Annotated in this window: 22 protein-coding genes; 10 read left to right on the plus strand and 12 right to left on the minus strand. The window is 31.7% G+C overall.

Translation table 11 applies throughout. From position 1 onward, the window contains the following. Positions 1-315: 315 nt before the first annotated feature. The 3 genes from QBK95_RS20220 to QBK95_RS20230 all read right to left on the minus strand — a co-directional run bounded on the left by QBK95_RS20220 (position 316) and on the right by QBK95_RS20230 (position 3,020). Entirely contained in the window at positions 316-1,314 is a 999-nt protein-coding gene (locus tag QBK95_RS20220; RefSeq protein ID WP_280936369.1) for a glycoside hydrolase family 113, read from the minus strand. A 36-nt stretch (positions 1,315-1,350) separates the two neighbouring features. Beyond that, complete coding sequence (locus tag QBK95_RS20225; RefSeq protein ID WP_280936370.1) at positions 1,351-2,238, minus strand: hypothetical protein; 888 nt, start codon at positions 2,236-2,238, stop codon at positions 1,351-1,353. Positions 2,239-2,309: 71 nt separating this feature from the next. Then, on the minus strand, positions 2,310-3,020 hold the full coding sequence (locus tag QBK95_RS20230; protein ID WP_280936371.1) for a DUF547 domain-containing protein: 711 nt from the start codon (positions 3,018-3,020) through the stop codon (positions 2,310-2,312). A 319-nt stretch (positions 3,021-3,339) separates the two neighbouring features. Here QBK95_RS20230 and QBK95_RS20235 point away from each other — a divergent pair, with 319 nt between their 5' ends. Both QBK95_RS20235 and QBK95_RS20240 read left to right on the plus strand, forming a co-directional pair. Beyond that, the gene (locus tag QBK95_RS20235; RefSeq protein ID WP_280936372.1) at positions 3,340-4,641 is read left to right on the plus strand and encodes an NAD(P)/FAD-dependent oxidoreductase; all 1,302 of its coding nucleotides are present in this window, start codon (positions 3,340-3,342) and stop codon (positions 4,639-4,641) included. A gap of 3 nt (positions 4,642-4,644) precedes the next feature. Beyond that, the gene (locus tag QBK95_RS20240; RefSeq protein ID WP_280936373.1) at positions 4,645-6,282 is read left to right on the plus strand and encodes a 4Fe-4S binding protein; all 1,638 of its coding nucleotides are present in this window, start codon (positions 4,645-4,647) and stop codon (positions 6,280-6,282) included. Between the two features lie 82 nt (positions 6,283-6,364). Here the strand turns inward: QBK95_RS20240 and QBK95_RS20245 are convergent, their stop codons facing one another. After that, positions 6,365-7,648: a sensor histidine kinase gene (locus QBK95_RS20245; RefSeq protein ID WP_280936374.1), complete on the minus strand. Its 1,284-nt coding sequence runs from the start codon at positions 7,646-7,648 to the stop codon at positions 6,365-6,367. A gap of 236 nt (positions 7,649-7,884) precedes the next feature. Here QBK95_RS20245 and QBK95_RS20250 point away from each other — a divergent pair, with 236 nt between their 5' ends. From QBK95_RS20250 to QBK95_RS20270, 5 genes are read left to right on the plus strand one after another with little or no spacing between them, the layout of a single operon-like run. After that, entirely contained in the window at positions 7,885-8,382 is a 498-nt protein-coding gene (locus tag QBK95_RS20250) for a toxin-antitoxin system YwqK family antitoxin (protein WP_280936375.1), read from the plus strand. Continuing rightward, a complete protein-coding gene (locus QBK95_RS20255) occupies positions 8,383-9,075 on the plus strand; it encodes a glycosyltransferase family 2 protein (RefSeq protein WP_280936376.1) in 693 nt (230 codons plus the stop codon). After that, positions 9,075-10,547, plus strand: a complete 1,473-nt coding sequence (locus tag QBK95_RS20260) for a cellulose synthase family protein (protein ID WP_280936377.1) — start codon at positions 9,075-9,077, stop codon at positions 10,545-10,547. The genes QBK95_RS20255 and QBK95_RS20260 overlap by 1 nt, the downstream gene beginning before the upstream one ends. Then, positions 10,547-11,929 carry an MptA/MptB family glycosyltransferase gene (locus QBK95_RS20265; protein ID WP_280936378.1) on the plus strand — a complete coding sequence of 461 codons (1,383 nt, stop codon included), beginning with the start codon at positions 10,547-10,549 and terminating at the stop codon, positions 11,927-11,929. Before QBK95_RS20260 ends, QBK95_RS20265 begins: the two co-directional genes overlap by 1 nt. Continuing rightward, the gene (locus tag QBK95_RS20270) at positions 11,919-12,743 is read left to right on the plus strand and encodes an alpha/beta hydrolase (RefSeq protein ID WP_280936379.1); all 825 of its coding nucleotides are present in this window, start codon (positions 11,919-11,921) and stop codon (positions 12,741-12,743) included. The genes QBK95_RS20265 and QBK95_RS20270 overlap by 11 nt, the downstream gene beginning before the upstream one ends. An 80-nt stretch (positions 12,744-12,823) precedes the next feature. Here QBK95_RS20270 and QBK95_RS20275 read toward each other — a convergent pair whose 3' ends face one another. Both QBK95_RS20275 and QBK95_RS20280 read right to left on the minus strand, forming a co-directional pair. Continuing rightward, positions 12,824-13,663 carry a pseudouridine synthase gene (locus QBK95_RS20275; protein ID WP_280936380.1) on the minus strand — a complete coding sequence of 280 codons (840 nt, stop codon included), beginning with the start codon at positions 13,661-13,663 and terminating at the stop codon, positions 12,824-12,826. A 48-nt stretch (positions 13,664-13,711) separates the two neighbouring features. Beyond that, a complete protein-coding gene (locus tag QBK95_RS20280; RefSeq protein ID WP_280936381.1) occupies positions 13,712-14,668 on the minus strand; it encodes a carbon-nitrogen hydrolase family protein in 957 nt (318 codons plus the stop codon). Positions 14,669-15,124: 456 nt separating this feature from the next. On the opposite strand from QBK95_RS20280, the gene QBK95_RS20285 reads away from it, so the two are divergent. Beyond that, positions 15,125-15,472 carry a hypothetical protein gene (locus tag QBK95_RS20285; protein ID WP_280936382.1) on the plus strand — a complete coding sequence of 116 codons (348 nt, stop codon included), beginning with the start codon at positions 15,125-15,127 and terminating at the stop codon, positions 15,470-15,472. A gap of 58 nt (positions 15,473-15,530) precedes the next feature. Here QBK95_RS20285 and QBK95_RS20290 read toward each other — a convergent pair whose 3' ends face one another. The 3 genes from QBK95_RS20290 to QBK95_RS20300 are packed head-to-tail and all read right to left on the minus strand — an operon-like array spanning position 15,531 to position 18,519. Further along, a complete protein-coding gene (locus QBK95_RS20290; protein ID WP_280936383.1) occupies positions 15,531-16,439 on the minus strand; it encodes a geranylgeranylglycerol-phosphate geranylgeranyltransferase in 909 nt (302 codons plus the stop codon). Positions 16,440-16,450: 11 nt separating this feature from the next. After that, a complete protein-coding gene (locus tag QBK95_RS20295) occupies positions 16,451-17,386 on the minus strand; it encodes a mevalonate kinase family protein (protein ID WP_280936384.1) in 936 nt (311 codons plus the stop codon). 47 nt (positions 17,387-17,433) lie between these two features. After that, entirely contained in the window at positions 17,434-18,519 is a 1,086-nt protein-coding gene (locus QBK95_RS20300; RefSeq protein ID WP_445012642.1) for a diphosphomevalonate decarboxylase, read from the minus strand. A 98-nt stretch (positions 18,520-18,617) separates the two neighbouring features. Here QBK95_RS20300 and QBK95_RS20305 point away from each other — a divergent pair, with 98 nt between their 5' ends. Both QBK95_RS20305 and QBK95_RS20310 read left to right on the plus strand, forming a co-directional pair. Continuing rightward, positions 18,618-19,091: a TspO/MBR family protein gene (locus tag QBK95_RS20305; protein WP_280936385.1), complete on the plus strand. Its 474-nt coding sequence runs from the start codon at positions 18,618-18,620 to the stop codon at positions 19,089-19,091. Positions 19,092-19,117: 26 nt separating this feature from the next. Further along, positions 19,118-19,675, plus strand: coding sequence for a TetR/AcrR family transcriptional regulator (locus QBK95_RS20310; protein WP_280936386.1), 558 nt, complete (start codon positions 19,118-19,120; stop codon positions 19,673-19,675). 130 nt (positions 19,676-19,805) lie between these two features. On the opposite strand, the gene QBK95_RS20315 is transcribed toward QBK95_RS20310, so the two are convergent. The 3 genes from QBK95_RS20315 to QBK95_RS20325 all read right to left on the minus strand — a co-directional run bounded on the left by QBK95_RS20315 (position 19,806) and on the right by QBK95_RS20325 (position 22,790). Next, positions 19,806-20,588, minus strand: coding sequence for a hypothetical protein (locus tag QBK95_RS20315; protein WP_280936387.1), 783 nt, complete (start codon positions 20,586-20,588; stop codon positions 19,806-19,808). Positions 20,589-20,904: 316 nt separating this feature from the next. Then, positions 20,905-22,113, minus strand: coding sequence for a BaiN/RdsA family NAD(P)/FAD-dependent oxidoreductase (locus tag QBK95_RS20320; RefSeq protein WP_280936388.1), 1,209 nt, complete (start codon positions 22,111-22,113; stop codon positions 20,905-20,907). Then, positions 22,113-22,790 carry a glycerophosphodiester phosphodiesterase gene (locus QBK95_RS20325; protein WP_280936389.1) on the minus strand — a complete coding sequence of 226 codons (678 nt, stop codon included), beginning with the start codon at positions 22,788-22,790 and terminating at the stop codon, positions 22,113-22,115. The genes QBK95_RS20320 and QBK95_RS20325 overlap by 1 nt, the downstream gene beginning before the upstream one ends. Positions 22,791-22,849 lie beyond the last annotated feature (59 nt).

Here is a 22,849-nt window from a genome sequence, read left to right on the forward strand (position 1 = left end):
CTCTCAATTACTCACTTACATCCATTAGAGAGAAACTCTATATGGATCTATTGGAGTTGATTGAAGAAGTATTTTACGTAATATTAAATACTATATTATCCAGTTTAAAATCCTGAAAGTTTTTTTGAAAAGCCTTGGCTACTGAAAGTATACCATATTGTCATCTGAAATACATTTTGATGTATCAGCAATCATATTATATATTTCATCAGTCGTTTTTATTAATGAAACTAAAGATCTATCCAATTATATAGTATTTTCATTTTCGTTATAATCATAAAAAATGTAACAGAAACTAAATACTATAACATGATCTTAGTCACCTTTATACAATGTTTGTATTACCTTTTCTGATGGTTTATTTTGTATCGTAAATCTATTATTATCTTCTCCTCCAACTTCATCATGATTATGATACCATTTCCAAAGAAACCCTCCAGCAAACCAAGGTTCTTTCCAGAACTCATCATATAATGCAGACAATGCATTACTCTGTGCTACTAAGTTTACATCTCCACTGGTTCTGTTAGAATCCCAAGGTTCTTTTCCTGTATAATGCATACTTCTGTATCCATATTCTGTAAATAAAACAGGTTTTTTAATAGCCTTTTGCAATACTTCTATCTTCGTTTTATGTTGCTGCCAACCTTGTTTCATTTCATCAATAGTAGGCGTTTTACTCTCAGAAACAGGAAAATAGGCATCTATTCCTATATAATCGAGTTTATCCCAAAAGGGAGCATTTGCAAACTGATCCCAGTTCTCTGCATATGTTAGTTTTCCTTTATATACAGCTTTTATTTTCTGTATCAATTGATCCCAGTATTTAGGTCTCTTTTGAACGAAGGTGTGTAATTCTGTTCCGATACATAAAAGAGGTACTTTCATTTCCTGAGCCAACTTAGCGTACAGCATGATAAAATCTTCATATGATCTTTCAAAAGTGTTCCAATCTTCCTCAGAATCCATTGAAATATTACCAGTAAACTCACCTCTCCAAACCCATATCTGGGGTTTCATCATTACCTTGATTCCTCTTTGATTTAATAACTCAATGGTACGCTTTGCTCCATCTCTTCTTTCTCCCCACCATTGTCTTTCTATATTAAATGTTACCGATGGTTCTTTTAAATTTTTTACAAAACCAAAAGGCATTACGGCTGCCCAATTCGCATTTACACGTACTACTGGGTCAATATTAGTTTCATTAATTTCTCTAGGAGAGCCTACAAAACTAATTCCATTAATTTTAGGCTCTTGACCAGAACAACTACAGCAAATTAAGCTAATCAGCAGTATAAAAAATCGTTTCATATATAACTTTTATACCGCTGAAAATACAATATTATATTAAAAAACTGCTCGTAGTCCTAAATTAAATGTCTGACCAAGACCAGTATCTGTACCTCTTACAAATTTGGTATATAAAGTCTCAATATTAAGCTCTTTTGTTAATTGATATTTTGCTCCACCTCCTACAGCTGTAAAATCTTGCTCAAAGTCATTTCCTAAATCGATTAATTGAGAATGTTGTGCTAATACTAAAACCGTAAACTTAGAGCTTGGGAAATAACTAAAGAATACTCCAGGTGTTAAACGTAAGCTGTTGTTCGCAAAACTGTCCTCTTCTTTTCCAAAGTTATACTCAGAATTCAATTCTCCAAATAGTTGAAATTTGTTTCCTGGGAATGTATAATCGTAAAAGAATCTATTCTGCCAAGTAAATCCATTTTGATCAAAAAAGACACCATCTTCAGTTTCATTATCAACTAAAGGAATAAACAATGAACTTTGAACAGAGAAGTTATTCAAACTAGAAAACGGTACAAACTTTACAGAAGGTGCAATAGATGTTAAACCAGATCTAGCAGTTCCTCGTTCACCATCAAACTGAAAAACTTCTAGAGCACCTCTATCCGCTACAACATTAGATCTAAATTCTAAAATTGCTCCTACATTCCATCGTTTGTTATTACCTATTCCTGTATATCCTTCTAGTGTAGATGTAAAAAATGTAGCTCTTGGCTCATTTCTATTCACATCTCCACTACCATTAGCAGATTTTGTTTGGGTATATAAATTATTAAACCATTTGATATCAAATTGTCCTTTTCCTATTAATTTAGACGGTGTAAGTGTTTGGATCACTGACCCTTGATCATCATCATCCTGTGCAAATCCAAAAGTAATTGCAAAGCATATAAAAAGTGTAGTTATAATTTTTTTAGTTGATTTCATGATATGAATATGTTATATGATTAAAACATGTAAGGAAGTAATTACCCTACTTTAGTGAATTTGATTTTTATTTATTTAACTGCATTTAAACTCCAGTTATATGGGTAATAAGAAACTTTTGCGTTTGTAGGGATTTTTTCTTTTCTGAATTTGTTGACATATTCTATTTCAGAACCGTTTTGTGTAAAATCACCATTATACCATTCAAAAATTTGAGATAGTTGTACCTTTTTTCCTTTTACCTTTATAAAATTGGGATTGTTTAATGCAATCGATGTTTGACGTTGCAATTGTTTATCTAAAGTAGCAGGTTTATATGCCTCTGGAATTATTGGAGGACATCCTAATCCCGCACAAACTAATGCAAAATGAAAGCGAGCTTCAGACGGAAAATTTTTACGCAATATTTTATTTTCTAAATCATTTAATGTGGTAGATTTTCCACCTAGTTTATATGTTTTTTTATCAAAAAAACCTTTTACATCTAATGGAGATTTTATAGGATACTTGCTTACCACTCCCTTAATCACAGAAAGATTATATGCATTAATATAAAATGCTTGATAGGTTTTAGTTTTACTCTTAGAAACAGTAACATTCGCTGCAATATCCAATAATTGATCTAATGCTGCAGGATCATTTTTTATCGATTTATAATCCACTCTTCCATTAGATACATATTTTTTAAAAAAAGCATCTGACTTCGTGAAAAACTCTGTTGCGCTTTGTGAAAAACCAACCGCAGTAATAAAAAAAGCTATGATAAGTGCGTATTTTTTCATGATTTAATATTTTATCAACTCCTTTAATCGGAGTCTTTTGTTTACGATTTTAGCTATTGTATTTTACCTTGGTAACGGGCATTGAGTCGAAGGCTGTTTCAGCTACTTACAAAATAATTTTAATTTCTTTGGAAGCATCTGTTACCTCTTTTTAGAATAAAAGACTAAAATCATAACACTTATAAAACCTTACACAAGCCACATTTTTTAGATTGATTCTAAATTATTCATACTCTTTAAGTTCTTATATTTATAAACGACTTACGGACAGAAGCTTCTTTTTTAAGACTAAAACTGAAATCAACTAACACTCATCTTTATGGAACATATTGTAATTATTGGCAATGGTATTTCTGGTGTATCGGCTGCCAGGCATATCAGAAAAATGTCTGATAAAAAGATTACTATTATCTCTGCTGAAACAGAATACTTCTTTTCTCGTACTGCCCTTATGTATGTCTACATGGGACATATGAAATTTGAACATACACAACCGTATGAAAACTGGTTTTGGGATAAAAACCGAATAGAGTTAAAAAAAGGATTTGTTTCAACTGTGGATCATCAGAAAAGTCAGCTAATTTTTGATAATGGAGAAACCCTACAATATGATAAACTTATTATTGCTGTAGGTTCTAAGCCTAATAAATTTGGATGGCCAGGACAAGATCTTGATGGTGTGATGGGTATGTATCATAAACAAGATTTGGAAAACCTTGAAAAGTATGCGCCAAATAATCAAGTTTGTAAAAGAGCTGTAATTGTTGGAGGTGGTTTAATAGGAATAGAATTAGCCGAAATGCTTCGTTCTAGAAATATTCCTGTTACTTTTTTGGTTAGAGAAAATAGTTTCTGGAATGGTGTTTTACCAGCAGGAGAATCTGCTATGATCAATAGACATATTAAGAATCATCATATAGATCTTAGGTTAGGAATGAATCTTAAAGAAATAATTGCCGATGAAAATGGCAAGGTGAAAGCAGTGGTTATTCCAGAAACGGGTGAAGTTATTGAGTGTGATGTCGTTGGGTTAACTCCTGGAGTATCTCCTAATGTGGCATTCCTAAAAGATTCAGGAATTGAAATAGGAAGAGGAGTAAAAGTAAATAGATATCTTGAAACCAATATCCCTAACATTTATGCTATAGGTGATTGTGCAGAACAACACGAAGCCATTGGAAATAGAAGACCTATTGAGGCTGTATGGTATACTGGTAGAATGATGGGTGAAACTGTAGCTCAAACCATTTGCGGAAATAAAATAGAATATAAACCAGGACATTGGTTTAATAGTGCCAAATTTTTGGATATTGAATATCAAACTTATGGTTGGGTATTTGGGCAACCTAAAGAATATGAACAACAATTTCATTGGATTCATGAAGATGACACCAAATGTATTACAGTTTCGTATCATAAGGAAACTAGGGAGTTTCTTGGCATCAACACCTTCGGAATACGAATGCGCCATGAAGTTTTTGACAAATGGCTTACCGATAAAAAAGATGTAGACTATGTAATGAAACATCTGGCTGAAGCTAATTTTGACCCAGAGTTTTTCAAACATTTCGAAAAAGATATTTTAAACGCTTTTGAAAAGCAACAACTAATAAACGCATAAACAATGGCAGTAGAAAGAAATATGGCATTAACAGGACAACCTCCTAAAAGCCTTAATACAATTCAAAAAATCGGTATTCTTATAGGAATGTCGGGATTATTAGTTTTATTACTAGCAACTTTTAATATTAACCTACCTAATAAGACCATATGGCTGACTTTATCTTTGGCAGCTTTAACAATTGGTGTTATCATATTTTCTAAAGGAGCTTATGATAAAAAATTAGAAGGAATTAAAAATGATGGTGTCTGGTTTAAATCCATGTCTTCAAAAGGAGTATTAGCCTGGATAGCAGGGATTGCACTTACAGGCTTTTATATTGTTTTATACTTCTTTGCAGAATTACTAGGATTAGGACAAGGAGTGGATGGCACGAATACAGGCTTAGTCGGATTGTTTGATCCTTTAAGTCGTTTTCTAAGTGGTAATGCCGCAAGTCAATGGTTTGTATACGGTACATTGTATACAGTTGCCATTATCGCTTTTGGAATAAAATTTTTAATGAAATACAAGCATAATCGCTATGAACAATTGCGCACAATGAGTGTTATGTTTTTTCAGACTGCTTTTGCTTTTGTAATTCCAGAGTTAATGGCTCGCTTAAATTCTGACACTTTTTCGTTACCGTATAATGACTTAAAAAACATGTGGCCTTTGAACTATTATGCATTTGAACAATGGAGAGTAGATCAATTTATCAATGCACAGACAATAGGGTTATTCTTTTTAATCCTAGCAGTATTAATGGTATTCGTAATTTCCCCTTTTCTTACGTATAAGTATGGAAAAAGATGGTATTGTTCTTGGGTATGTGGTTGCGGAGGTTTGGCAGAAACTGCAGGAGACTCGTTCCGTCAGTTATCTGATAAAGGCATGAAAGCATGGAAATTAGAACGATGGATGATTAATGCTGTATTAGTATTTTCTGTAATAATGACGGTAGCCACTATTTCTACTTTCTTAGGGTATGATGCCACGAAGTATTGGTTTACTAAAAATGTATTTTTAATTAGTGTAGGTGCATTCTTAACGTTACTGTTTGCAGGTATTCTTTATTATAAAAGAAACCAACTTAATAAAAGTGCCGTTAAAGGGGCAATTGGGTTCTTTATCCTAACTATTGCGTTTCTTATTTTAATTAGTTTCATAGACCTGAGTCAAATACAAATTCAAGCAAAATATTTTTCTTTTGGTTTAAATGAAAAAACTTATGCAGCTGATAGCGCCTTAAGAGCTTTTTATGGTTTTGGTATAGGTTCTATATTTTCTGGAGTTATTGGTACTGGTTTTTATCCGATTCTTGGAAACCGTGTTTGGTGTCGTATGGGATGTCCAATGGCAGGAATATTAGGAATCCAACAACGATTATTCTCTAAATTTAGAATTACCACCAATGGAGGACAATGTATTTCTTGCGGTAATTGCTCTACATATTGTGAAATGGGTATTGATGTACGTTCCTATGCGCAAAAAGGTGAAAATATCGTACGATCTAGTTGTGTAGGTTGCGGAATATGTTCTGCAGTATGCCCAAGAGGTGTATTAAAATTAGAAAATGACAGCTTAGATGGAAGAATCAACTCTAATGAAATCTTATTAGGAAATGATGTAGATTTAATGGATTATGTAAATAAAAATTAATCTAAAAATATTATCTATATATAAAAAGAACCACCAAGATCTTGGTGGTTCTTTTTATATATATCAACATAACTTAAAGTTATTAAGCACTCATATTAAAAGGAAAATATAAATTAATAGTGGTTCCTTTATTATGTTCACTTTCTATTTCTAAAATCCCGTTTTGTTTTTCTACAAGTTTCTTAGCTATGCTCAGACCAAAACCAGTTCCTTTTTCGTTTTCAGTACCAGATGTGGAAGCATTTTTTTCTTTTTCAAAAAGATTATAAAGGCTATCATTACACATTCCTATTCCTTTATCTTCTATAGCAATCCTTACTTGTCCTCCTATTTTTTCTGATTTCACAATAATATCAGAACCTCGATGAGAAAACTTTATCGCATTTGCAATTAAATTCCTCATTACTGTCTCCATCATTGCAGGGTTGATCGTAACTTTAAGGTCTCTAGGTAGTTTATTGATGAGACTAATTTCTTTATTTTTTCTTTTTAGATCAGAGAATGCAAAAACTTTATCTACAATGACAGAAATTTCTTTTGTTTCCAATAACACTTGTGATTGTTTCTTATAGATATTCCCCCACGCTAATAAATCTTCTAATAAATTATTTCCCTTATCAGCAGCTTCTTTTATCATACTTTTTATATCATCTCTTTCTTGATCATTATCTACTTCATCGACCATATCAATAAGCGATCTTAATTGATAAAAAGGTGTTCTAAGATCATGCCCTATAATTCTAAATAAATCGTCCTTTGATTGATTCATTTCTTTAAGTTCCTCATTCTTGATACTAATCAATCTATTTGCTTCTTTTACTTTTCGAGATAATTGTACTAACATTCGTTGACAAAAATATGCCATTAAACCTCCACCACTTACAATTACTCCGTAGAACCCAAATTTTTCAATAGGAAATTTTGGATAGAAAAACATACATAATCCTATAAAAACAAAATTAACTGCCAGTAAAAAAATAATATGTCTAAAATGGACTAACATTCCTACAGCAAAGAATAATAAGGAAACTATTACCTCTACTTTAAGAAAAAATGGTTCGAATTGAAAATTAGGATCCTGAACTCCGTAAAATATGGTAGACATCATACCTAAAACAATGGCATATACCGAAAGCGTAAGCAGTCTAGATTTTCTAATCATAGAACTTTTTTGGAATAATAAACCAGTTGTAACTATTATAAAGGTAAGTGCAGCTCTATTAAAATAAAAACCAAACCCTCCTTCATTGTATTCAACAATGCCATCAAGAATGATTCCTGGTAACACAATAAACATTACCGTAAATAGAACTTTATCAAATCGAAAAAGTTTAGATGATTTATGAGGTTTTTTACTTACTTCCATATTAAAATCAGTTTAAGTAGCCCCGCAATAATCGATGTGAAGAAAAAATAAAATCTTCAATTATATCGTTAAAGTTAATAAAAATATCGATAAAAAACACAAAGAATGCATTTTTTATTTATTTCGTAAGAAAAATACAGATATAAACACCTGCTTTTGATGTATTTAAAAAAAATGATATTCAGTGTTGGTATTAAAGATTCTTTTCGTCTAAGCCGATACACAGATATATTATTATGATGCATAAACTTATCATATTGATCATTGGTTCTTCTTTTCTTTTCAATCAAACCATTGATCAAAAAGAGTATTATCGCGAGTTCTATGACAATGGTTCAATTAAAACAGAGGGCTGGAAAATGAATAATCAAAAGGTAGATTATTGGTTTACGTATTTCCCAAATGGTAAGATTTCAGCGCAAGGTCATTTTATAAATAATAAGAAAGCTGGGTATTGGTATTTTTATTCTACCAATAACAAACTCATTAAAGAAGGACATTTTATCAATGATAAAGCCGAAAAATGGTGGATTATTTACGATATTGCCGATAATAACAAGAAAAATCAAATTATAAGAAAGTATCAATATCGTAATAATCAAAAAAACGGATATTGTCTTTGGTATAAAAATGATAAACTTTTTAAAGCCGAAAAATACATTAATGATAAAAAAACAGGGGAATGGACAGATGCATTTAGCTTTAAAAAAGACAATCCCAATGTTTCTCTATAAATGAATCCCATAATCAAAGTAATAATACCTGCCTTTAACGAGGAAGATTCTATCGCACACGTAATTAAAGAAATTCCTGATATAGTTACGGAAACAATTGTCGTAAGTAATAATTCTACAGACACTACTGAATTGGTGGCGCAACAAGCTGGTGCTACGGTACTCAGAGAAGAAAGAATGGGATATGGGTATGCGTGTCTTAAGGGTCTGGATTATGTAGCTACTCAAGAAAAATCTCCTGAAATCATAGTATTTCTTGATGGAGATTATAGTGATTACCCTGCTGAGTTAACTAATATTATAGCTCCTATTATTAACCAAAATATTGATTTGGTAATTGGTTCGCGAGATAAAAAATTAAGAGAATCAGGTTCTATGACTATTCCTCAAATATTTGGTAACTGGCTAGCAACAAGATTAATGAGGTTGTTGTTTGGTGCAAAATTCACAGATCTTGGACCATTTAGAGCCATTAAATATCATAAACTTCTAGAATTAGATATGCAAGATAAAACATATGGTTGGACTGTAGAGATGCAACTAAAAGCTGTAAAAAAACGTTTTACCTATAAAGAAGTGCCAGTTCATTATAAAAAGAGAATAGGTGTCTCAAAAGTTTCAGGAACCATAAAAGGTGCTATCTTTGCAGGCGTTAAGATTTTAAGTTGGATTTTTAAATATAGCTTTGCGTAATGGATATTGCTATCATTATTATTTATACAGTAGCCTTACTAATAATTTTCTTGTACAGTTTAGCACAGTTGAATTTACTTTTCAACTATCTTAAATCAAGAAAACTAGACGACACATCTCCTACTTTTGACCTTTCTAAAGAAGAAGAAACTCCGTACGTCACTGTGCAGTTACCAGTCTATAATGAACTCTATGTGATGGAGCGTTTACTAGATAATATTGCACTGTTAGAATACCCAAAAGATAAATTAGAGATTCAGGTATTAGATGATTCTACCGATGAATCTGTACATACTACAGCTGCTCAGATTAATACACTGCGAGAAGCAGGATTAGACATACAACATATTCGTCGTGAGGATAGAACAGGGTTTAAAGCAGGAGCATTAAAAGAAGGATTAAAAATTGCTAAAGGCGAATTTATTGCAATTTTTGATGCAGATTTTCTTCCTGGTAAAAACTGGTTACTACAGACGATTCCATATTTTAAAAATAAAGATATTGGAGTAGTTCAAACGCGATGGGGCCATATTAATCGAGATTATTCTATGTTGACAAAAATTCAGGCATTTGCTTTGGATTTTCATTTTACTATGGAACAAGTAGGACGTAATTATAAAGATCACTTTATTAATTTTAACGGAACCGCTGGTGTATGGAGAAAGAAGTGTATTGAGGATGCTGGAAACTGGCAAGGTGATACATTGACCGAAGACTTAGATTTAAGCTATAGAGCTCAACTTAAAAAATGGAAATTTAAATACCTTGAAGAAGTAGAGACTCCTGCAGAATTACCTGTTGTTATCAGCGCAGCACGTTCTCAACAGTTTAGATGGAATAAAGGAGCTGCAGAGAATTTCCAAAAGTTATATTGGAAAATGCTTAAAGATAAAAGCGTTCCGTTTAAAACTAAATTTCATAGCTTCTTCCATTTATTGAATAGTAGTATGTTTTTATTAGTGCTACTGGTTGCAGTATTAAGTGTTCCAGTAATGTACATTAAGAATAGTAATCCTATGTTTAGTTGGTACTTTAATGTTATTGCATTTTTTGCTTTAAGTACCGTAATATTTTTCTTCTGTTACTGGCATACCTTTAAGAAAATACATAGTGGAGGGTTTTGGAATTTCATAGAATATATAAAAATGTTCTTCACTTTCTTTTCGATAGCTATGGGATTCTCTGTTCATAATTCTATGGCAGTTTTAGAAGGTCATTTTGGTAAGAAAAGTGAATTTGTAAGAACTCCGAAATTTAATATCAATACACTTAAAGATTCTTGGAAAGGGAACAAATATGTTAACAAAAACATCTCTGGGAATACTATTATAGAAGCATTGTTGATGTGCTATTTTGCATTTGCATTATATAGCGCATTTAAACTTCAGGATTTTGGATTGTTTTTATTTCATATTATGTTGTTTCTTGGTTTCGGTTTCGTATTCTTTAAATCCATTACTTCTAAATTATAATGGACAAATTATGGAAATACAATAGGGTTTCCATAATCTTAACTATTATCTGTGCCTTATTTTATTGGTGTTTTGCATATCAATTAGAACGTACTGATTTTCTAAGAATGTTTGGATTATGGGCAGCATTATTTTTTCTGTCTTATAAAATCATTCAGTTAAACACAACTAATACTAAATTTTTAGCTGGTATTGCATTAGGGTTTCGCGTTATATTTCTACTAGCTATACCTAATCTTTCTCAGGATTTCTATCGATTTGTATGGGATGGCAGGATGTTATTAGAAGGTATTAACCCTTATTTATCATTACCAGAAACCTGGATTGCAGAAGGCCAAATACCAATTGCACAAGCACAGGAATTATACGAAGGAATGGGTGAACTTAATGGTAGTCATTACACCAATTATCCTCCTATCAGCCAATTTTGCTACTTAATTGCAGGGGTTTTTTCCAGTAACAGTATTGTAGGTTTTGTGATCGTACTAAGGTTATTAATAATTATAGCGGATATAGGTACTTTTTTCTTCGGAAAGAAATTATTACGATTGCTCAATCTTCCAGAGCATAATATATTTTGGTACATTCTTAATCCATTTATAATTATTGAATTAACAGGAAACCTTCATTTTGAAGCAGTAATGATATTTTTTATCATTTGGTCACTATATCTTTTACATAAAGGGTATTGGTATTGGGCAGCTATTGTACTGGCACTTTCAGTTTCTGTAAAACTGATCCCATTATTATTTTTACCACTGTTCTTCCAGAAATTTGTTTCAGGAAAATCCACAAGTATTGTAAGCAACATTGTTAAACTTATCGGATTTTATAGTATTATAATTACAACTACAATTGTTCTTTTTGCTCCTTTCTTGTCTTCGGCATTTATTTCTAATTTTTCTAGAACTATTGGTCTTTGGTTTCAGAATTTTGAATTTAATGCAAGTATCTACTATATTATTCGCTGGATTGGATATCAAACCATTGGCTGGAATATTATTGGTACGGTTGGTAAAATTTTACCCTTAGTTGTTATCGGTATTCTTTTGTTAGTCACTTTTTTTAGAAAAAACAAAAGCACTACTCAACTAATTACAGTCATGGTTATTGGAATCTGTAGTTATTACTTTTTATCAACCACAGTTCATCCTTGGTATTTAGCCGTTCCTTTGGCTCTTTCTATATTTACGAAATATAAATTTACTATTTGGTGGTCTTTCATCATTATACTGAGTTATACTGCATATATCCATCCCGATTTTAAAGAAAATTTATGGTTTGTTGCCTTAGAATATATTACTGTATTTGGTATTTTTATTTTTGAAGTATTTAGAAATACTAAAATAGTTCCGTTAAAATCCATTTATATTGAAAATTAATTTCAGAAAAATAGCTCGACGATTATTAAGGATTATTGCTTTTATTGCAATTTTGATTCTTTGTGGATATATCTTTTTATATGTAAAACAAGAACGTTTCTTTTTTAACCCTAAAGTTTTAGACAAAGATTACACCTATTCTTTTGATCAACCTTTTGAAGAAATCAATATTACAGTAGAAGACGAAGTAAATTTGAATGCTTTATTATTCAAAACAGATTCTGTTAGTAAAGGTCTCATTTTATATTTTCACGGAAATGCTGGAGCAATTCACGAATGGGGTGAACGAGCCTATTTATATACAGAAAACAACTTTGATGTTTTATTTGTAGATTATAGAGGGTACGGAAAAAGTGATAGTTTTTACGAAGAAGAATCGGAACTTTATAATGACGCCCAAAAAATATATGATTATGCCCTAACTCGTTATGATGAGAAAAACATAATCGTGTTGGGGTTCTCTTTAGGCACTGGGTTTGCCTCATATACTGCAGCAAAAAACAATCCTAAACTCCTTATTCTGGAAGCTCCTTATTATGCCTGGAACGAGCTTATCGGAAGCATGGCGCCAGTACCCCAATCGTTAATTAATTATGAAATTCCGTCGTATAAATTCTTGGGAGAAGTAAGCTGCCCAATTCGAGTATTTCATGGTTCCAGAGATTTCTTAATCAAACCAGAAGAACATTCAAAACGATTAAAAGATCTTTATCCTAATAAAATCGAACGTACCCTTATCAAAGGTGCTGGACACAGTGTACATTTAACAAAGCAATATTATGATGAATTGAAGGAGCTATTAGCGAGGTATTAAAAAAGTACGTTTTATAAAAAGCAATTGCCCATATCGATCAATATGGGCAATTGCTTTTTATATATTATTCTTTACTGAAATCACATCATCCTTAAGTTAATGACTTCTTGTTCTGTAAGTATTCTCCAATGACCTCTAGGAAGGTCTTTTTTGGTTAAACCAGCAAAGATAACTCTGTCTAATTTAACTACTCCATAATTAAGATGCTCAAAAAGTTTTGTAACAATCCCATTTTTTGAAGACATTAATTGGATACCTATTTCATTCTTTGATGCTCCTTCTATGTATGAAATTTCATCAACTTGAATAAAGCCTTCTTCAAGTTTGATCCCTTTTTCTATTTTCTGAAAATCTTCGAACTTAAGGTTACGATCTAATTCTACATGAAATATTTTACGGACTCCTGTTTTGTGATGGGTTAATTTCTTTTCTAAATCCACATCATTCGTAAACAATAATAATCCTGTTGTGTTACGTTCTAATCTCCCCACAGGTTTTAGTCTCGCTTTTGACGCATTTGCTACTAAATCCATTACGGTTCTAGTTTTCTCAGGACTTGTAGAAGTTACAAACCCTTTAGGCTTATTAAGAAGAACGTATTCTTTTTTCTCTGGAGTAATTAGTCTACCATCAAATTTCACCTCATCGGTTAACTTTACTTTATACCCCATTTCAGTTATAGGCTTTCCATTTACCCATACACTACCAGTTTGAATATATAAATCCGCATCTCTTCTAGAACAAACTCCAGAATTAGCAACAAATTTATTTAGTCTGATTTCATCAGAGTTAGAAATCTTCTTAGGTGTGTTATTTTTATTTTTTACTGAAGCATTACCTTTAGTATATGATTTCCTATTAGGTTTCCCTCCTTGTCTTCCACTTCCTTTTCCTCTATTGGAATTGTCTCCACGACTCATATCTTACATTTTTTGCAAAGATAGTTGTTTCGTTCTTAGTAATAACAACTATTCTTCACCAAACCAAACTGTACTTTGACGCTCACGATTAACACTTAATTGAGTCACATCGGGTCTGGAATAATGCCCAACTGGATCAAAGTTTTGGCGTTCTTGTAAAACACGATTAAAATCCAGAGTTTCTATTAATAATCCTTCTTTATGAAGTACTGGCTCCAAAATCCATTCACCATCAGGTCCAGCAATGCAAGAACCTCCATTACCTAAAACATCTGGTGCTTTTTTTAGAATTTTATCCAGATGTGGTGTAGTTATTGGAAAATCTTCTTTGCGCATTAAACTAGAAACGGATAACACATAGGATCTTGATTCTCTGGCAATAAATCGAGTAATATCTTTGGTATTATAATCGCTGCCTGGCCATACTGCAACATGCAGATTCTCTCCTTGTCCATACAATGCAGTTCTAGGCAGAGGCATCCAATTCTCCCAACAATTTAAACCTCCTACTGTAAATGCTTTTAATGGATGTACTCTAAGGCCATTACCATCACCTGGCGCCCAAGTTAACCTTTCCTCATAGGTAGGTTGTAACTTTCTGTGTACAGATTTAATTTCTCCTTGCTGATTTATATATACTAATGAGGCATACAAACTATGTCCACCACGATCTAATGGCCGCTCAATAACACCTACGTAAATAGCAATTTTATGTTCTTTGGCGAGATTACAAATTCCATCTAAATCTCCATGTTCAATCACCACTGCATTCTGTGCATAATGTGCATGAATTTCTTTTTGAACAGCATTATCAAACTGAGCACCATCTGTAAGTGAAACCCAAAAAGGATATCCTGGTAACAAGGTTTCTCCAAAAACAATAAGTTCAGCTTTTTTAGAAGCTGCTTCGGATATTGAGTTTTTTATTTTCTCAATGGTTGCATTTTTATCCAACCAAATTGGTGATATCTGTGCTAATGCAACAGTAAGTAATTGATTTCCCATAAAGGATCTTGTATTTTGTCATTTTAACTATTCAGGATATACTCTTTAATCAATAAAACCTCATATTGTTGTTAACGAATAATTAACATTCAAAAAATTGAATTTCAATCACTTAAATGTAAAAATCGGTTTTACGGTGAAACCGCAACATAACGTTTAGGTAACATTAAAGTACCTTCAAAAAATCAATTATTCGCATGTTACGACCTTATGATTTTAAGAATTTCACATCAAAAGAAATCATCCAGCTTAATACCTGAAAAGTAAACTTATAAAAAGTATATATTATTCAAAGTTCAATTTATGTTAAAACATATTCTTTTTTACATAATGGTAAACTTATTAATACATTCTAATAAAATTCAAACTCAAAAAAATCTATGAATCACGTCTACATTTGTCTTGTAAAATTAAAACAAACAAATTTTAACAACTCAAATCAAAACACGTAGAAAAATGAAAAAGTTAGCCGTATTATTAGTAGTAGCAATTTTAGCATCAACTCAAGTTTTTGCAAATGAAAAAAACACGAAAAAAACTTCGGAAGAAAAATTAAGAAATGAGATCGTTCTTTTATTAGACAAGCCACAAATCGAATTAGACCGTAACGAAATCAAAGCGAATATCGAGTTTATCTTAAATGCTAAAGGTGAGATCGTAATATTAACTGTTGATTCGGAAAAAGAAGAAGTAGAGGACTACGTAAAAACAAGATTAAACTACAAAAAAGTTGATTCTGAAATCATCAAATCAGGGAATAAGGTATTTAAGTTAAAACTAAAGGTATTAAAACCTAGAAACTAACATAGTACTTGACATTAAAGCCGTTTCATTTTCTAATGAAACGGCTTTTTTATGTTTTTTACCAAAGTATCCTATCTAAGATCATATTCACATCAATTAGTACAATACTAAACACCCCAGATACTATAATTAACTTCAGTATATTATGTAACCAAACATAATGTGTTCTTCCTTTCGAACTCCATAAGGCAATTAAAAACGAAAGTAATAATGCCAAACAAATATAAAAATAGAGGTACATAAATCCGATTTCGTACTTGGTTAATAATAGATAAATAGGAATACAAGAAAACAGTACCAGCAAGCTGATCATTTTTTTGGAAACTGATTCACCATACATTATAGGTATCGTTTTATAGTTCTGTGCTACATCACCTCTAAGGTTTCCTAAATCTTTTACCATTTCTCTCATCACCAACATTAAGAACAGAAATGTAGCATGCACAAAAATAACTTCATCAAAATTCTTATAGTAAATAAACACGGCAAAAAAAGGTGTTATGGATAATGTAGAAGCTACAAAATTACCTAAAAAAGGCATTTTCTTTAGTTTATGAGAGTAGAACCAAATACCAAAAACATAAAAAGAGAAAAATAACACTGCTCTAAACGACACATAACTGGCGCATATTACAGAAAGAAAGTTTAACACAAAATAGCCTGTTAACTTAGTACGTTGGCTTACCAAACGATCTAACATGGTTTTTTGTGGTCTATTTATTAAATCTTTTTCTCGATCATAAAAGTTATTGATAATATATCCTGCCGCAATTACTCCTGCAGAAGCTAAAACAATAACGAACAAATTAGGGTCAAAAAGTACTCTTCTTAATTTAATATGAGGAGCTAGAATAAAGATGGAAGTAAGATATTGTGCTAAAACAATTATAAGAATATTATAACCACGAACAATAGAAAATAGACTCAGTAACTTGAGAAGAACGAGTTTATTTTTCCTAGAAAGCATGTTGATGCTTATTAAAAATTATACACTACTTCTAATTTATAATCCTTAAGTGCAGATTGGGCTTTATTAAAATCCTGAGTAAATCCTAAAATATAACCTCCGCCACCAGAGCCACATAACTTAAGATAATAATCATTAGTTTCAATACCATTTTTCCACAGCGCATGGAATTGCTTAGGAATCATTGGTTTAAAATTATCCAAAACTACATTGGACAATTGTTTGATATTCGAGAATAATGATTTTATATCACCTTTAAGAAAATCATCAACACAGGCATCTGTATGTTTAACAAATTGGTTCTTAAGCATCGTACGGAAACCTTCTTGTTTCATATTTTCCATAAAAATACTAACCATAGGAGCGGTTTCTCCAACGATTCCACTATCCAATAAGAATACAGCACCTTTTTTATTATCAACGCTCTGAGAAGGAATTCCTGCAGGCTCTATATTATCTTTAGAATTAATAAGGATTGGTAAACTTAGATAACTGTTTAAAGGATCTAATCCAGAGCTACTACCGTGAAAAAAAGACTCCATCAATCCAAAAATCTCCTTCAGTTTTAGCAATTTATCTCTAGTAAGGTTCTCTAATACTGTAATCTTATCTTCAGCATATTTATCATAAATAGCAGCTACTAATGCACCACTACTTCCCACACCATATCCTTGAGGAATACTACTATCAAAATACATTCCAGCAGCTACATCTTCTTTTAATCTAGGTAGGTCAAATCTCACCACATCTTTATCTTGAATATCTTCAAGATATGTCACAAAACTACTTAGGTTTTTATTGGATTTAATAGCCTGTTCATCTGGAGTATCAGAGACTTTTAAAGCCCCTTTAAAAAAGTTATAAGGTATCGAAAGACCCTTAGAATCTTTAATAATACCGTACTCTCCAAACAAAAGTATTTTAGAATAAAATAGTGGTCCCTTCATTAGTTTGTTTTCCTTATATACTATTTGTATAACTAATTAGGATAAAGTTACAACAATTTGGCACCTAATCCTATTTTGTCGCAAATATACTGTCCTTTCTGGCAATATGCAACTAACTCTCTAGTAATGAAATCTTTTACTTGATCCTTTTCATTATTAGGGTATAGCAAATGTACATTTGCCCCAGCATCTAGTGTAAAACAAAGTTTGGATCCAGTTTCTTTTCTATACTCCCAAACTTTATTGATTACAGATAATGTATTAGGTTTCATTAATATAAAATATGGTAATGAAGTCATCATCATTGCATGGAGTGTTAAAGCTTCACTTTCTACAACTTCTATAAACCCATCTAAATCTCCTGATATTAAAATCCCCTTAAGTTTATCGATATTCTCATTAGCCTGTTCAAATCGTTTTGATGAAAAAGGATGTCCATGCATTAAATCATGACCCACTGAGCTGCTGACTTGTTTTTCACCTTTGTCTACCAATAGAATTGTATCTTGATAATCCGTAAAGCACTCATGTACCTCATATGGGAATTTAATTGCATATGCGTCACTACTCCCTTCAACATTCTTATGTGATCCCCAAACTGTTATTGGCCCTTCGATGCTTCTACTTGCACTTCCAGAACCTAATCTGGATAAAAAAGAGGTTTTCAAAAGACACTCTTTATCCGTCATTTCTGGGTTTATTTCTTTTTCTAACTGCATAAGGCAATATGCTAACGCACTCATCCCACTTGCAGAAGAAGCGATTCCACTACTATGAGGAAACGTATTACTTGTTTCTATAGTGAATTTATAATGTTTCAAAAAAGGAACATAGGTAGCAATTCTTTGAAAGAAGTTTTCAATTTTTGGTTTGAAATCTGGTTTTGATTCGCCTTCAAAAAACAATTCAAATTTAAAATTCTCAGAAATATTTTCCAGTCTTTTGTAATGTAAGGTTGTCTTTGTATTACAAACATCTAATGTAAAACTTATCGAAGGGTTCTCTGGTAATTGCACAGGTCTTTTTCCCCAATATTTTACTAAAGCAATATTACTAGGAGATGCACAAGAAATAAATCCTTCTTCTGGGATTGCAGAAGACATTTTAGTGATAAACTGACTATAATCACCCATATTATAAAATAATTTGGGCAAAGATAAGTGGTTATCTGGGTTTAAAAGTAACCTAGTAAAAATAAATTGCTATTTTAGTATTTCACTAACTAATCCTTATGAAAAAAAAGTTACTGCGTATAAGTATCGCTGTATTTTTATGCTTGCTAATTGGTTTTTTAAGTAGCATTGCAACACAATCATCAATTAGTACTTGGTATGTAACTTTAGAAAAACCTTTTTTTACACCTCCCAACTGGCTTTTTGCTCCTGTGTGGTTTATTCTCTATATTATGATAGGAATTGCTGCAGGAATTGTTTGGAGTAAAGGTTTTTATCATAAATGGGTAAAAACTGCGTTATATCATTTTGGGTTTCAACTTTTACTCAATGCTGCGTGGTCCATTTTTTTCTTTGGAATGCGCAACCCCTTGATTGCTCTAGTGGATATACTAGCCCTGTTTATCCTCTTATTATTCACATTCAAGTGGTTTAAAGTTGTGAACGCTACAGCCGCTTACCTACTTATCCCTTATGTAATATGGGTTGCTTTTGCAACTGCATTGAACTTTAGTATATGGCAACTTAACTAAACCAAGAATAAGGAATAAAACATTTTATGAACAAGAAGTCAATAGTCTTACAGACTACTTTAGAATTAATTACAAAACAAGGAATCAGGGCAACTTCTCTTTCACAAATCATTAAAGAATCTGGTGTTGCAAACGGAACTGTATACCATCATTTTAAAAACAAAGAAGAGATTATTACAGAACTTTACTTGATGCTTACTCAAGATTTTGGAACTGTGGTTATGCGTAACATACCCGAGGATGATATTAAAAAGCAATTCTCTATTATGTGGCTTAATTTATTTCATTATTTTGTAAACAATCCATTAGCATTTGTATTTTCTGAACAAATAGCAAGATCTCCCGAAATCCCTCAGTCATTAAAGGACAAAGCGAGACAATATTATGGTGAAATAGAAAATTTCTTTAAAACAGGTATTCGTAAAAAGATTTTTAAGTCGTATAACTCAATGGTAATGGAAGAGTTATTTTTTGGAAATGTAGTATCTCTTGTAAAAATTCATGAAAATGAAAAAGTAAAATTATTAGATAAGCATATTAATCAAGCAATAGAGATTTCATGGAAAGGGTTCTTAAGAGATTAAGAACAAAGCTATATCCTTATTACTATCATAAAGAACAGGATAAACATAAAACTATAAATTAAAACCCCACAAGATAAACTAACTAATATCTTGTGGGGTTTTAAATACTATATTTCAATATACATTCTTACTAATTAAATATAATGTTAGCACAAGAATCTTTATATAGTTTTGTAACAGCAGCTTCTATTGCTTTTTTAGAATCTTTTGTTTTGCCAATAGATTTACCTTTATAATACAAAGTTCCATTACCTTTCCAAGAAAATTCATCACTGTGGGATTTTATCAATCGTATTCCATCTTTTCTTGTTATCTGAAAAGATTCTAATTTCTGATCATATTCTAATCCCGCTGGAAAATAAACCTCTGTAACAAATTTAGTATCTCCATTTCCATACATATAGCACACACATTCACCGATATCTTTTGCTTCAGAAACTCTAACCATATTGTTTTGTACAATACTCCATCTATTATTGACATTTATACCAACCAGATCCATTAACATAGTTCCTTTTTCTGCCAATTTTTTATCAATAAATGATTCAAAACTAATCACTGCAGAAATAATCCCTGCACTTTCTTTTTGATTCTGAAAAACTACCTTATCCAAGGTTAATCTAAAACTATAATTGTCATCATTTATAATATCATCCAATTGCGAAGAAATATCTTTTTTACTATAATCTTTCCTCACTAAAGCTCCTGATAAATTAACATAAACAGTATTACCTCTATATTTCTCATCGAAAAGATACAGTACATCATTTTTTTTAGCCCCTTTTTCTAATGCATTAACCTTATTGATATAATCCATCAATAACTTTTTTATTGGTTCTTTGTCGTTTGCAAATGCACTATATGTGCTATTACAAATGCATATAATAATAAATATTAGTGTAATTTTTTTCATAGTCAATGAATTAATGGTTATACCCTAATAAGATACAAAATTTTACACAGAATTCCAGAAGGATATTGATTAACTTGAATTATCAAAAAACTTACTTCCAACAACTTAACTTCTATTCTATGGTTTCAGGTAGTAGCTTAATGGGCTCGTTTTTCAAAACAAAGTCTCAGATCACTCAGGTTAATTCTATAAGTTGAAGGTTCAAAATAAACTGTTTTATTTCTCTTATGTAAGGAACACACTTATACACATATTGAGCATATCATAGTCTAGTTAGTAATAGTATTCACAAAAGAATGTTGTCAGACTTCATAAATCATGATGTTATCGCTTTTGCAGCAATATAAGCACCTGTCCAAGCATTCTGAAAATTAAAACCTCCAGTAATAGCATCAATATTTAGTATTTCACCAGCAAAATATAGATTACTTTGCTTTTTGCTTTCAAACGTTTTAAAATTTATCTCTTTAAGATCTATTCCACCTGCTGTAACAAATTCTTCTTTGAATGTACTTTTTCCATTCACCTTATACACTCCTTTGGTTAACTCTTCTGAAAGCTTCAAAAACTGAGCCTTATTAGTATCCGCCCATCGTGTAGTATTTTCTATTCCTGATTCCAGCACTAAACGTTGCCAAAGCCGTTTTGGTAATTCAAATTGAGCATATTTAAAGACTTGTTGCTTTGGATTTTTGTTTTTCAAAGTTTTAAGTTCTTCTATGGCTTCCTCTTGAGAATAGTACTGTAACCAATTAACAATCACTTCAAAATTATATTGACATGAGTTTAGTTCTATTGCTCCCCAAGCCGAAAGTTTAAGAATAGCTGGACCGCTCATTCCCCAATGCGTTATAAGCAAAGGACCTTCACTAGATAATTTAGAATGTTTTACTTGTACTGAAGCGTTTGCTACAACACCAGGTAATCCTTTTATTCTAGAATCTTTTATATTGAATGTAAATAAAGACGGAACTGCATTAATTGTATGATGATCCAACGTTTTCAATTTTGACCAAATTTTAGGATTGCTTCCCGTTGCAATCATAAGTTTAGTAGTTTCAAAGCTTCCTTGACTTGATATTACTTTCCAAATATTATTTTCTTGATAAAAGTCTTTTACTGAATGATTCACCAACACCTGAATTCCTAATCGTTTTGTTTCTGACAAAAAACAATCAATAATTGTTTGTGATGAATCTGAAACAGGAAAAATTCGTCCATCATCTTCTATTTTTAATGCAACACCTCTGCGATCGAACCACTCCATTGTATCGCCAGTCATAAATGTATGAAAAGGACCGATGAGTTCTTTTTCTCCTCTAGGATAATTTTTGCTTAACACATTAGGAATAAACTCGGCATGCGTGACATTACAACGTCCTCCTCCAGAAATTCTCACTTTAGAAAGTACTTCTTTTCCTCTTTCTAAAATTGCTATTTTAAGATTAGGATCATTTTCGGCAACATTAATCGCAGTAAAAAAACCTGCTGCTCCACCACCAATTATAATAAGATCATATTGCATTAGGCAAAATTAGGGAAATCTGTTATGATTCCTTCCACATTCCAAGTTTTTGATGTTTCTATAAACGATTGATCGTTTACTGTCCAAACATACACTTTATAACCTTGTTCTTTTGCCAATAGCACTTCTTCTTTTGTCACTTTGTTAATAGATGGGTGTATAGAAAATGCTCTCAAATTTTCAGAAACTTTCAAGACTTTAGAGATGTTTCCTTCTGTTAGCACTCCTAATTTAAAATCTAAAGTCACTGCTTTTATTTGAAATAATTGCGAATGATCAAAACTTGATAAAATGAAATCATCATAATTCCAATTTGAGTTCAGGATTTGCCGTTCTAGCAATTCTACAGTAGGCAATGCTGTTCCTATTCCTTTTAGTTCTATATTCAAAATACATCTTCCATCTATAAGGTCCAATACCTGTATCAAAGTAGGGATGCTATAACCTTCTTGAGTTCTTAATTTTTCTAATTCCTGCCAAGTGAATTCTGATACTTTTCCATATCCATTGGTAGTTCTTGATAAAGTTTCATCATGAATTACTACCAATTCTCCTGTTTTGCATCGATGTACATCGATCTCTATTCCATCTACATTATGAGCCAAAGCTTCTGATATAGATTCTAATGTATTTTCTGCCACCAATCCTGCAGCACCGCGATGTCCAAATATTTTCATACGATGTGGATTATTGAGTTAATTGTATTCTATAAAGACGTTCTGGATGTTCCAGAACG

It is taken from the genome of Aquimarina mycalae, assembly GCF_029906345.1.
Lineage (GTDB): Bacteria > Bacteroidota > Bacteroidia > Flavobacteriales > Flavobacteriaceae > Aquimarina.

Bases quoted from the DNA above. Each gene is read 5' to 3' on its own strand.
- QBK95_RS20220 (WP_280936369.1), bottom strand. From the start codon at position 1,314: ATGAAACGATTTTTTATACTGCTGATTAGCTTAATTTGCTGTAGTTGT.
- QBK95_RS20225 (WP_280936370.1), bottom strand. From the start codon at position 2,238: ATGAAATCAACTAAAAAAATTATAACTACACTTTTTATATGCTTTGCA.
- QBK95_RS20230 (WP_280936371.1), bottom strand. From the start codon at position 3,020: ATGAAAAAATACGCACTTATCATAGCTTTTTTTATTACTGCGGTTGGT.
- QBK95_RS20235 (WP_280936372.1), top strand. From the start codon at position 3,340: ATGGAACATATTGTAATTATTGGCAATGGTATTTCTGGTGTATCGGCT.
- QBK95_RS20240 (WP_280936373.1), top strand. From the start codon at position 4,645: ATGGCAGTAGAAAGAAATATGGCATTAACAGGACAACCTCCTAAAAGC.
- QBK95_RS20245 (WP_280936374.1), bottom strand. From the start codon at position 7,648: ATGGAAGTAAGTAAAAAACCTCATAAATCATCTAAACTTTTTCGATTT.
- QBK95_RS20250 (WP_280936375.1), top strand. From the start codon at position 7,885: ATGATGCATAAACTTATCATATTGATCATTGGTTCTTCTTTTCTTTTC.
- QBK95_RS20255 (WP_280936376.1), top strand. From the start codon at position 8,383: ATGAATCCCATAATCAAAGTAATAATACCTGCCTTTAACGAGGAAGAT.
- QBK95_RS20260 (WP_280936377.1), top strand. From the start codon at position 9,075: ATGGATATTGCTATCATTATTATTTATACAGTAGCCTTACTAATAATT.
- QBK95_RS20265 (WP_280936378.1), top strand. From the start codon at position 10,547: ATGGACAAATTATGGAAATACAATAGGGTTTCCATAATCTTAACTATT.
- QBK95_RS20275 (WP_280936380.1), bottom strand. From the start codon at position 13,663: ATGAGTCGTGGAGACAATTCCAATAGAGGAAAAGGAAGTGGAAGACAA.
- QBK95_RS20280 (WP_280936381.1), bottom strand. From the start codon at position 14,668: ATGGGAAATCAATTACTTACTGTTGCATTAGCACAGATATCACCAATT.
- QBK95_RS20285 (WP_280936382.1), top strand. From the start codon at position 15,125: ATGAAAAAGTTAGCCGTATTATTAGTAGTAGCAATTTTAGCATCAACT.
- QBK95_RS20290 (WP_280936383.1), bottom strand. From the start codon at position 16,439: ATGCTTTCTAGGAAAAATAAACTCGTTCTTCTCAAGTTACTGAGTCTA.
- QBK95_RS20295 (WP_280936384.1), bottom strand. From the start codon at position 17,386: ATGAAGGGACCACTATTTTATTCTAAAATACTTTTGTTTGGAGAGTAC.
- QBK95_RS20300 (WP_445012642.1), bottom strand. From the start codon at position 18,519: ATGGGTGATTATAGTCAGTTTATCACTAAAATGTCTTCTGCAATCCCA.
- QBK95_RS20305 (WP_280936385.1), top strand. From the start codon at position 18,618: ATGAAAAAAAAGTTACTGCGTATAAGTATCGCTGTATTTTTATGCTTG.
- QBK95_RS20310 (WP_280936386.1), top strand. From the start codon at position 19,118: ATGAACAAGAAGTCAATAGTCTTACAGACTACTTTAGAATTAATTACA.
- QBK95_RS20315 (WP_280936387.1), bottom strand. From the start codon at position 20,588: ATGAAAAAAATTACACTAATATTTATTATTATATGCATTTGTAATAGC.
- QBK95_RS20320 (WP_280936388.1), bottom strand. From the start codon at position 22,113: ATGCAATATGATCTTATTATAATTGGTGGTGGAGCAGCAGGTTTTTTT.
- QBK95_RS20325 (WP_280936389.1), bottom strand. From the start codon at position 22,790: ATGAAAATATTTGGACATCGCGGTGCTGCAGGATTGGTGGCAGAAAAT.